Source organism: Microbacterium sp. K24 (genome assembly GCF_004794465.1).
Classification (GTDB): domain Bacteria; phylum Actinomycetota; class Actinomycetes; order Actinomycetales; family Microbacteriaceae; genus Microbacterium.
In genome coordinates this window covers 1-10,724 of record NZ_SSDJ01000018.1, presented here as the reverse complement: position 1 = coordinate 10,724, position 10,724 = coordinate 1, and the positions used below count along the sequence as shown (strand labels likewise).

The window sequence follows — 10,724 nt, the reverse complement described above, 5'->3', positions numbered from 1 at the left end:
CGAGCGGGCGGCGCCCGCATCGCCGCCCGCTCGGCCGGAGGAGAGCTCCTCGCCCTGCACGTGTCGGCCCAGGACGGCCTGCGGGATGAGACCCCCGGCGCCCTCGCCGCGCAGCGCACGCTCGTCGAATCGCTCGGCGGCAGCTACCACCAGGTCGTCGGCGACGACATCCCCGCGACCCTCGTCGAGTTCGCCCAGGGCGCCGACGCCACGCAGCTCGTCATCGGCGTCAGCCGACGCAGCCGCCTCACCGCCGCCCTGACCGGCCCCGGCATCGGCGCCGAGGTGATCCGACGATCCGGCGACATCGATGTGCACATCGTCACGCACGCTGCAGCCGGCGGACGACTGGCGCTGCCACGCATGACCGGCGGGGCGCTCGGCTGGCGGCGACAGCTGCTCGGGTTCGCGGTCGCCCTCGTGTTCGGTCCGCTGCTCTCCTGGGTGATGTTCGCGTTCCGCAGCCCCGAGTCGATCACGGCCGAGGTGCTCGCGTATCAGCTGCTCGTCGTGGTGGTCGCGCTCATCGGCGGCATCCGCCCTGCCGTGTTCGCGGCCGTGCTGTCGGGCATCACGCTCGACTTCCTCTTCGTCGCCCCGCAGTTCACGATCACGATCGCCCACCCCCTCCATGTGCTCGCTCTGGCGCTGTACGTCGTGATCGCCATCCTGGTGAGCATCATCGTCGACCAGGCCGCGCGACGCGCACGCACGGCGCAGCGTGCCGCGGCCGAGGCCGAGCTGCTCGCCGCGGTCGCGGGCAACGTGCTGCGCGGAGACAACGCCGTGCTGGCCCTCGTCAGCCGCACTCGCGAGGCCTTCGGGCTCAGCGGGGTACGCCTGCTCTCCCCCGACGGCGAGGTGCTGGCGAGCGACGGCGAGCCCGTGGCCGACGGCCGTGCGACGACCGTGCCCGTGGGCATCGGCGCGAAAGGCGCCGCCCGCGCCTCGCTCGAACTCAACGGCGATCCCCTCGCCGCCCCGGAGCGCCGGCTGCTCGACGCGATCGTGGCGCAGCTGTCGGCCGCGATGGAGCACACCGACCTGCGGGCGACCGCCCTCGAAGCCGAGGCGCTCGCCGAGACCGACCAGGTGCGCAGCGCCCTGCTCTCGGCCGTCAGCCACGACATCCGCCGCCCGCTCGCCTCGGCCGTCGCCGCGATCGGCGGACTGCGCGGTGCGCACGAACTCTCCGACGACGATCGCGCCGAACTGCTCGCCACGGCCGACGAGAGCCTCGCCACGCTGTCGGCGCTCGTGACCGATCTGCTCGACGTGAGCCGCGTGCAGGCCGGCGTGCTCGCGGTCTCGGCGACCAGGGTCGAGGCGACGGCCCCGATCCTCGCCGCTGTCGACGAGCTCGGCCTCGGCCCCGCCGATGTGGTGCTGTCTCTCGATCCGGCCCTTCCGGTGCTGCAGGCCGACCCGGTGCTGCTGCAGCGGGTCATCGTGAACGTGCTCGCGAACGCGCACCGGCACGCCCCCTCGGGCACGCGCGTACGCGTGTCGACGAGCACCCTCGGCGACCGCGCCGAGATCCGCATCATCGACCGCGGCGCGGGGGTCGCGCCCGAACGCCGCGACAGCATCTTCCAGCCGTTCCAGCGCTTCGGCGATACCGACAACACGACGGGGCTCGGTCTCGGACTCGCCCTGTCGCGCGGATTCGCCGAGGGCATGGGCGGTACCCTGACACCCGAGGACACGCCTGGCGGCGGCCTCACCATGGTCATCTCCCTGCCGCTCGCCGCAGGATCCCCTGAGCCGGAGGCACAGTGAAGCTGCTCATCGCCGATGACGACCCCCAGATGGTGCGGGCCCTGCGGATCACGTTGGCGGCCCACGGCTACGAGGTCGTCGTCGCTCCGGACGGCGCCGCCGCGATCGCCGCCGCCGCGCAGACCCACCCCGACATCATCATGCTCGACCTGGGGATGCCGCGGCTCGACGGCATCGAGGTGATCCAGGCGCTGCGCGGCTGGACGAACGTGCCGATCATCGTGGTGTCGGGCCGCACGGGCTCCGCCGACAAGGTGGAAGCCCTGGATGCCGGCGCCGACGACTTCGTGACGAAGCCGTTCCAGGTGGACGAGCTGCTGGCCCGGCTGCGGGCGCTGTCCCGCCGGTCGATGCCCGCGGGCGGCGAGTCGGTGGTGTCGTTCGCCGACGTAGTCGTCGACCTGTCGACCAAGACCGTCACCCGCGGCGGATCCCGCGTGCACCTGACTCCGACGGAATGGCGGATGCTGGAGCACCTGTCCCGGCATCCGGGCGCCCTCGTCACCCGCCAGGACCTGCTGAAGGAGATCTGGGGCAGCGAGCAGGTGTCGGACTCGGGCTACCTGCGGCTCTACATGTCGCAGCTGCGCAAGAAGCTCGAGAAGGAGCCGAGCGCGCCCGCGCACCTGCTCACCGAGTCCGGCATGGGCTACCGGCTGGTGCTCTGAGCCCTGCGGCGACGGAACACGGCCACGACGCCGGCGATGACGAGCAGCACCGCGACGATGATCGCCGTGATCGCCGTCGACGTGCTCTCCGGCTCACCCGTCAGTCGTCCGACGGCGAGCCAGGAGAGACCCCATGCCGTGGCGAGCGCGGGGGCGATGCGTCCGGTGAACCAGGCGGATGCCGCACCGATCACGAGCACCACGACGAGCACGGCCACGGCCCAGACCTCGGCCTGATCGCCCCAGCTCGCGGGCACCGTCTGCGTGAGCCACGCCGTGATGTTGGCGACGGTCGCGATGGTGACCCAGCCGAAGTGCAGGCCGTTCGCGCCGTCGGTGACGATCCGGTCGGCGAGGTTCTTCGCGGGGAAGCGGTTGAGGATCACGATCACGCGAGCGATCGCCGCGAGCAGCACCGCGATCACGATCCAGGTGAGCACGAGTGTCAGGAACTGCGCGGTGACGAGCCAGAGACCGTTCAGCACCATCGTCGCCGCGACCCAGCCGCCGACCGCACGCTGGCGCTCGTCCGCACGCTGCGCCGGCAACGCCTGCCACACCGTGTACGCGATCAGTCCGAGGTAGATCAGCGACCAGATGGAGAACGCGGGCCCGGCGGGGGCGAGGTACGAACCCTGCGCCGAGAGCGCGCCGTCCTGCAGCTCGTCCACCGATGTGCCGCCGAAGGCACCCGAGCCGACGGCCGCGGCGATCAGCATGAACGTCGCCGCGGCGATGATCACGGTCTGGCGGAGGATGTCCTGTGTCCGGGATTCCATGGCTGGGACTCTAGCATCGAATCGCTAACCAAGTAAGACATATACCTGGTTTGCGAGCTTGCGGCAGGTACGGATGTCGGGCGAGGGGACGGATGCAGGGCGACACGCCGTGGTTCGGTCCGACACCCGTCCGATCCCCCGACAGATGCACCCGCCGGTCAGGCGACGGCGGCGTCGATCAGCACCTCTGCGGCACGGCGCGCCTGCACCGCGACCTGCGGGTCGGCCGAGATCGCCGCCGTGCTCTGGGCGCCTTCGGCGAGGATCGACAGCTGCGCCGCGAGCAGCGGAGAGGCCCCGGTGCCCGCGACCAGTCCGGCCATGTACTCCTGGAACGACGCCTTGTGCGTGCGCACGATCTCGGCGACCTCGGGGTTCGTGCCACCCAGCTCCCCGAACGCGTTGATGAACGCGCAGCCGCGGAAGTCGTCGGTGCAGAACCAGTCCTCGAGGTAGCCGTAGACGGCGAGCAGGCGTGTGCGCGGGTCGCCACCGGCATCCGTCACCGCGGCCGTCAGGCCGGCCTCCCACTCGGCGTGCTTGCGTGCGAGGACGGCGGCGACGATGTCATTCTTGGCGGGGAACAGCGAGTAGAGGCGACGCAGCGACACGCCGGCCGCGGCACGCAGCTCGTCCATGCCGACGGCCGCGTAGCCCTTGCGATAGTACAGCTCATCGGCCGCCGCAAGGATCTGTTCACGCACCGTTTCCTCGTTCATGATCTCAGTGTACTTGACATGAGAACGCACGTTCTCTATGTTGGACCTATCGAGCGAGAACGACCGTTCTCACCGGAATCGGAAGGATCAGATCATGGGTTACATCACCGTCGGAAACGAGAACAGCGCCCCGATCGAGCTGTACTACGAAGACCAGGGAGCCGGCCAGCCCGTCGTCCTGATCCACGGCTATCCGCTCGACGGCCACAGCTGGGAGCGCCAGACCCGCGAGCTCCTCGCGCAGGGCTACCGCGTCATCACCTACGACCGCCGCGGCTTCGGTCAGTCGTCGAAGGTGAACGCCGGCTACGACTACGACACCTTCGCCGCCGACCTGAACACGGTGCTGGAGACCCTCGACCTGCGCGACGTCGTGCTCGTCGGCTTCTCGATGGGCACCGGCGAGCTCGCCCGCTATGTCGCGAAGTACGGCCATGAACGCGTCGCCAAGCTCGCCTTCCTCGCCTCGCTCGAGCCCTTCCTCGTGCAGCGCGACGACAACCCCGAGGGCGTTCCGCAGGAGGTCTTCGACGGCATCGAGGCAGCCGCCAAGGGCGACCGCTTCGCGTGGTTCACCGACTTCTACAAGAACTTCTACAACCTCGACGAGAACCTCGGGTCGCGCATCAGCGAGCAGGCCGTCACCGGCAGCTGGAACGTCGCGATCGGCAGCGCTCCCGTCGCCGCGTACGCCGTCGTCTCCTCCTGGATCGAGGACTTCCGCGCAGACGTCGAAGCCGTCCGCGCGGCCGCCAAGCCCACGCTGATCCTGCACGGCACGAAGGACAACATCCTCCCGATCGACGCGACGGCACGCCGTTTCCACCAGGCGGTGCCGGATGCCGACTACATCGAGGTCGAGGGCGCCCCGCACGGCCTGCTCTGGACCCACGCCGACGAGGTCAACGCCGCCCTGAAGGACTTCCTCGCGAAGTAGCAGTCCCTGGCCCCGGCATCCGCATCGTGGTGGGGGGACGGATGCCGGGGGGTTCAGGGCCTGACGATCGACGTCAGGATCGGGGCTGTCAGCGGATCGCGCGCCGCCTCGCGGCGATGACTCCGCCGGCAACCATCAGGAGCAGTGCGATCGCCAGGAGCGCGAGCGGGAATTCTCCACCCGTGCCGGGCAGCTGACCGGATCCGCCGGCCGGAGGCACGGCGATCGACACATCCACAGTGTCCCCCGCCGTCACCGGGTCGCCGGATGGATCGGTGCCCGTCACCGTCGCCGAATTCCGCACGACTCCGGCAGCCGCGTCCGCCGCCGTCGCGATGTAGGCGGCCGTGCAGGTGAGGGCCTCCCCCGCCGCGAGTGCGACGGGCTCGGCCGTGTCGCACTCCAGCGCGCTCAGACCGGGCAGACGATCCGAGACGACCACGTCGCTGATGGTCACGTTGCCCGTGTTCGTGACCACGAACGTGTACGCGATGGTCGCCCCCGCGCGGACCGCGTCGTCGGATGCCGTCTTCTCGAGCGTCAGGGCCGGTGTCTGCTCGGTCGGGATCACGACCGGGTTCGACGGCACGGGCGGGATCGGATCGGTGCTGCCCGGCGGCGTGCCCGTGACGGTCGCGGTGTTGACGATGTCGCCTCCTGCATCGAGCTCCGCCTGCGTCACGGCGTGCTCGCCGGTGCACTCCGCGGTCTCGCCCGGAGCGAGCTCGTCGGCGTCGCACGTGGCGGGCTCGTCGAGCTGAGCATCGTCGATCACCACGTTCGAGATCGTCACGTTTCCGGTGTTGGTCACCGTGAACGTGTACGGGATCGCCTGACCCACTTCCGTCGCCGACGTGGTGGGCGACGACTTCTCGATCGTCAGCGCCGGAGACGGCACGACCGGAATCGTCACCGGGTTCGACGGCGTCGGCGGGATCGGCGTGGTGCTGCCCGGCGGAGTGCCGGTGACCGTCGCCGTGTTCACGATGTCGTCGCCCGCATCGAGCTCGGCCTGGGTCACGGTGTGCACCCCGGTGCACTGCGTCGCCTCCCCCGGATTCAGTTCGGTGGCGTCGCACGTCGCCGGGGCGTCGAGCTGCGCATCGGAGACCTCGATCTCGGCGAGCGTGACGTTGCCGGTGTTCGTCACCGTGAGGAGATAGGGGATCTGCTGGCCCGAGACGGTCGCAGAGGTCGTCGAAGACGACTTGGCGATCGTCAGCGCCGGCGTCTGCTGCACCGGGATCACGACCTTGTTCGACGTCACCGGCGGGATGGGCGTGGAGCTGCCCGGCGGGGTGCCGGTGACCGTCGCCGTGTTGACGATGTCGTCGCCGGCGTCGATCTCGTCCTGCGTCACCGTGTGCACCCCCGTGCACGCGGTCGATGCGGAAGGCGCAAGCACGACCGCCGTGCAGGTCGCGGCGGCATCCAGGTTCGGGTCCGTGATCGCCACGCCGGACACCGTCACGTTCCCGGTGTTGGTCACGGTGAACGTGTACGGGATCTGCTGGCCGGAGGCGGTCGCCGTCGTGGCCGACGACGACTTCACGATGGACAGCGCCGGTGCGGGGCGCGTCGGGATCACCACCTCGTTGGAGGTCACGGGCGGGATCGGCGTCGTGCTGCCCGGCGGGGTGCCGGTCGCGGTGGCGGTGTTGACGATGTCGTCTCCGGCGTCGAGTTCGGCCTGCGTGACCGTGTGCACACCGGTGCACCGCGTGGATGCCGTCGGCGCGAGCACCGTCGCGGCGCAGACGGCCGCGGCATCGAGGTTCGCATCGGCGATCGTCACCGCGGACAGCGTCACGTTGCCGGTGTTCGTCACGGTGAACGCGTACGGGATCTGCTGGCCGGCCGCGGTCGCGACCGATGTGGAGGAGGACTTCACGACCGTCATCGCCGGCGACTGCCGTGCGGGGATGACGACCTGGTTCGATGTCACGGGCGGAATCCTCGTGGTGCTGCCGGGCGGCGTGCCGGTCACCGTCGCGGTGTTGACGACGCGACCCGCGTCCAGGTCGGACTGCGTCACCGTGTGCACCCCGGTGCACTGCGTCGACTCCCCCGGAGCGAGCACCGTCTCGGCGCACACGGGTGCGGCACCCAGGCGCGGGTCGGTGACGGCGACGTTCGACATGGTGACGTTGCCCGTGTTCGATACCGCGAACGTGTAGGGGATCCGCTGACCGACGGTCGTCACCGCGGCCGTCGTCGACGACTTCACGATGGCCAGAGCGGGCGCCTGCGCCATGATCACCAGTCGATGGTCTTCGACCTCTCCCGCGACGCCGTTGGTCGCGATGGTGAAACGGGCGAATGTCGCTCCGCCGGCGGCCGCGGTCTGTGCGGCGACGTTGGGGAAGACCAGGTTCACGGGGCCGGAGAATCCCGGGGCGATCGACGTCGTCACGCGCTCGGAGGTCTCGAACACCCCGTTGCCGTCGAAGTCGATCCAGCCCGTCAGCACGGCAGCGACGGGAGCGTAGTTCGTCGCCGTGACCGAGACAGTGGCCGTCGGGGTGAAGCCGCCGATGATGGTCGGGAACACGACACCGTCATCGTCTGCCCCGTCGGCACCGGCGTTCGCCGACGGCTGCTCAGCTCCTTCGGAGTCGACCGCCGCGCCGAGGAAGGTGGCGCCGTTGATCTCGAAGCCGGCGTCGGGGTACGAAGCCGGAGCATCGCCGAAGTCGCTGGCGAAGCTCGCGCAGGAGACGTTGATGCCGTCGTATCCCTCGCCCCCGGCCTGGGGGCGGTAGCCGCGGACGATCTGCGTGTTGTTCGTGCCGCAGAACGGACCGGCGAGACCCGCGGGCGCGTTGAGGTTCTCGTTGTCGCCCGCCTGCAGAACGGTGGGGGTTGCCGCGATGTTGGTGCGCATCCTGCCCTGGGCGTCGAACAGCAGCGGCTGGCAGGAGATCTGGATGTCCGAGGCCCACGGGAACCCCTGCCCCTGGAAGAAGTGTCCGCCCATCCTCGTCACGACGGTGTTGGCCGGGCAGATGGCGGCATCCGGAGCACCGTCGCGGTTGTCATACGCGGCGTAGTCGGTGAACGCCGCGTCGTTCACGACGGTGATGGTGTTCGGAGAATCGACCCGGATGGTTCCGCAGAGGATGTCCAGGTCGGCGATGATGCCGAACGCACCACTGGGAGCCGCGTTGGTGCGATCCTCGACGCGCACACCGACGAGCACCTTGTTCGCCGGACATTCGCGCAGCGTGCCGGCGCTCTTGTCGGAGCCGATCGTGCCCTGCTGGGTGCTGGGCCCGAACTCGGGAGATTCCGCGAAGGCGGGCAGCGCGATGCCCGCGGCGAGCACGGCGCCGAGCACGAGCGCGAGGAGGGAACGGAACGGAGCGCGCGGGCGAGCGCGAGAAGTGCGGGACATCGTCGGCCAATCTCGGGTGGATCAGCGTTCGGGTGCTGATCGACTTCTCATGCCGGGCGACTTCGGGTGCCGTCCGGCTTCGGGTATAGGCCTTTGATATCAGTTATGAAAAACTCCAGCAATATATCAGTCGACCCGACGGCGGCGGAGCAGCAGCACGCCGCCGACGAGCGACAGAGCACCGACGGCCCCGAGCGCGGTGATCCAGAAGCCGTCGAGTCCCGTGGAGGAGAGGACGGCGGGGGCCCCGGAGGCACCGGCGACACCGCGAGATGCGCGGTCTCCGGGCGAACCGGGGTCTCCGGGGGCACCGGGTGCTCCGGGCGAGGCAGCGCTCACCCGCACGCCCGCACCGACGCTGAGCTGGTCCGGAGCATCCGCCGTCAGCGTCACCCGCGCCCGACCGGTGACCGGATCGACGTTCGAGTCCGCCTCGGACCCGCCGACGCCGAGCACCGTGAACTCGAATCCCTCGGGGAGTGAGAGGAACGCGAGGTCGTAGTCGCCCATCGGCAGGTCCGAGAACAGGTAGGCGCCGGCCGGGTCGGTGCTCACGCGCCCGATCTCCTCACCGGGACCACCGGTGTTCCCGTCCGCGTCGTACAGGACCACGGTCACTCCGGGAACACCCGGCTCCTCGGGGTCCTGTCGACCGTCGCGGTCGCGATCGTCCCAGACGCGGCTGCCGATAGAGCCGAGCAGAGGCAGCACGCCCGCATCCACGTCCGTCCGGCCGGGCTCGGCGTCGGTCAACGAGACCGACGAGGTGCGTCCGGTGTCGGGGTCGGCATCCGAATCGAGGGCGGGGTCGTCGCCGACACCCGGCGCCGTGAGCACCGCCCCGTTCGGGAGGTCCTCGAAGCCGACCGTGTAGCTGCCCGCCGGGAGACCCTCGAACCGGTAGATCCCGTCGTCGTCGGTCGTCGTTCGCTCGACCTCGGCGCCGGCGCCATCGCGCAACACCACCGTCACATCGGGCACGCCCGGCTCGCCCGGGTCCTGCACGCCGTCGCGATCCTCATCCGACCAGACCCGGTCGCCGAGCGAACCCGCGGGAGGCGGAGCCACGAGACCCGCATCCACGTCGGTCACGTCCGGCACGGCGACGGTCAGCGTGATCGTTGCCGTCCGCCCCGTCGTCGGATCCGCATCCGAGTCCGTCGACGGATCACCGCTCAGTCCGCGGCCCGTGAACGAGAGTCCTGCCGGAAGGCCCTCGAAGCCGACCGTGTAGTCCGCCAGGGGGAGGTCGTCGAAGAGGTACCTGCCGTCGGCATCCGTCGTCGTGCGCTCGATCTCGGCGCCGTCGGCGTCACGGAGCACGACGGTCACGCCCGCGACGCCGGGTTCTCCGGCGCCCTGGGCGCCGTCCCTGTTCTCGTCGCGCCAGACGGTGTCGCCGATCGACCCGGCAGGCGGAGGCGCCACCAGGCCGGCATCGACATCCGTCACATCGGGAACCGCCGGCGTGAGGGTGATCGTCCCGGTCCGTCCGGTCGCCGGGTCGGCGTCGGAGTCGGTCGACGGGTCGCCGCTCAGCTTCGATCCCGTGAACAGCAGCCCGTCCGGCAGCCCCTCGAAGCCCACCGTGTAGGCGCCCAGCGGCAGATCGTCGAAGAGATAGTTCCCCGCGGCATCCGTCGTGATTCGAGCGACCTCGGCGCCGTCGGCGTCACGCAGCACGACGGTCACGCCGGAAACACCGGGCTCTCCGGCGCCCTGTGCGCCGTCGCGATTCTCGTCGCGCCAGACCGTATCGCCGATCGAGCCCAGTGGCGGCACCAGACCCGCATCGACGTCCGTCACATCCGGCACCGCCGGGGTCAGCGTGATCGTGCCGGTCCGACCGGTGGCGGGATCGGCATCCGAATCCACGGCACGATCGCCGCCCGCGGCCCGCGCGGTGAGGGTCGCACCCGCCGGGAGGTCGGTGAACTCCACCGCGTAGTCGCCCAGGGGAAGGCCCGGGAAGGAGTACTTCCCGTCGGGATCGGTCGTCTTCCGCGCGACCTCGTCGCCGGCGCTGTCGCGCAGGATCACGGTCACACCCGCGACCCCGGGCTCGCCGGAATCCTGCACGCCGTCGCGATCGTCGTCGCGCCAGACCGTGTCGCCGATCGACCCCAGCGGCGGCACCAGACCCGCATCGACATCCGTCACATCCGGCACGGCCGGGGTGAGAGTGACCGTGCCGGTGCGGCCGGTCGCGGGATCGGCATCCGAATCCGCGGCGCGATCGCCGCCCACGGCCCGGGGAGTGAAGGTCAACCCCGCCGGAAGGCCGGCGAATTCCACGATGTGATCGCCCAACGGCAGGTCGGTGAATCGATACCTTCCTGCCGCATCGGTGGTCGTCCGCGCGGTCTCGTCACCGGCCGCGTTGCGCAGGATGACGGTCACACCCGGCACGCCCGGCTCGCCGGCATCCTGCACGCCGTCGCGATCGTC

General features: G+C 70.4%; 7 protein-coding genes. 3 read left to right on the top strand and 4 right to left on the bottom strand.

Annotated features, from left to right (window positions below; all coding sequences use genetic code 11):
* Both DW306_RS00525 and DW306_RS00520 read left to right on the top strand, forming a co-directional pair.
* The coding region (locus tag DW306_RS00525) for an ATP-binding protein (protein WP_136053705.1) at window positions 1-1,779 on the top strand (1,779 nt) is incomplete at its 5' end.
* Window positions 1,776-2,447 (top strand): response regulator transcription factor, encoded by a 672-nt coding sequence (locus tag DW306_RS00520; RefSeq protein ID WP_136053704.1) that lies wholly within the window; start codon window positions 1,776-1,778, stop codon window positions 2,445-2,447. The genes DW306_RS00525 and DW306_RS00520, both read left to right, overlap by 4 nt.
* Here the strand turns inward: DW306_RS00520 and DW306_RS00515 are convergent.
* Together DW306_RS00515 and DW306_RS00510 are read right to left on the bottom strand one after the other, a co-directional pair.
* Window positions 2,429-3,226, bottom strand: a complete 798-nt coding sequence (locus DW306_RS00515; RefSeq protein ID WP_136053703.1) for a tryptophan-rich sensory protein — start codon at window positions 3,224-3,226, stop codon at window positions 2,429-2,431. The two genes, DW306_RS00520 and DW306_RS00515, sit on opposite strands and share 19 nt — an antisense overlap.
* A 158-nt stretch (window positions 3,227-3,384) precedes the next feature.
* Complete coding sequence (locus tag DW306_RS00510) at window positions 3,385-3,945, bottom strand: TetR/AcrR family transcriptional regulator (RefSeq protein ID WP_136053702.1); 561 nt, start codon at window positions 3,943-3,945, stop codon at window positions 3,385-3,387.
* 94 nt (window positions 3,946-4,039) lie between these two features.
* On the opposite strand from DW306_RS00510, the gene DW306_RS00505 reads away from it, so the two are divergent.
* Window positions 4,040-4,882, top strand: a complete 843-nt coding sequence (locus tag DW306_RS00505; RefSeq protein ID WP_136053701.1) for an alpha/beta hydrolase — start codon at window positions 4,040-4,042, stop codon at window positions 4,880-4,882.
* Window positions 4,883-4,970: 88 nt separating this feature from the next.
* Here the strand turns inward: DW306_RS00505 and DW306_RS00500 are convergent, their stop codons facing one another.
* Entirely contained in the window at window positions 4,971-8,276 is a 3,306-nt protein-coding gene (locus tag DW306_RS00500; protein ID WP_136053700.1) for a DUF11 domain-containing protein, read from the bottom strand.
* A 126-nt stretch (window positions 8,277-8,402) separates the two neighbouring features.
* A partial coding sequence (locus tag DW306_RS00495) for an SdrD B-like domain-containing protein (protein ID WP_205814059.1) occupies window positions 8,403-10,724 on the bottom strand: 2,322 nt, incomplete at its 5' end.

Coding starts and splice junctions, on each gene's coding strand:
- DW306_RS00515 (WP_136053703.1), bottom strand. CDS start 3,226: ATGGAATCCCGGACACAGGACATCCTCCGCCAGACCGTGATCATCGCC.
- DW306_RS00510 (WP_136053702.1), bottom strand. CDS start 3,945: ATGAACGAGGAAACGGTGCGTGAACAGATCCTTGCGGCGGCCGATGAG.
- DW306_RS00505 (WP_136053701.1), top strand. CDS start 4,040: ATGGGTTACATCACCGTCGGAAACGAGAACAGCGCCCCGATCGAGCTG.
- DW306_RS00500 (WP_136053700.1), bottom strand. CDS start 8,276: ATGTCCCGCACTTCTCGCGCTCGCCCGCGCGCTCCGTTCCGTTCCCTC.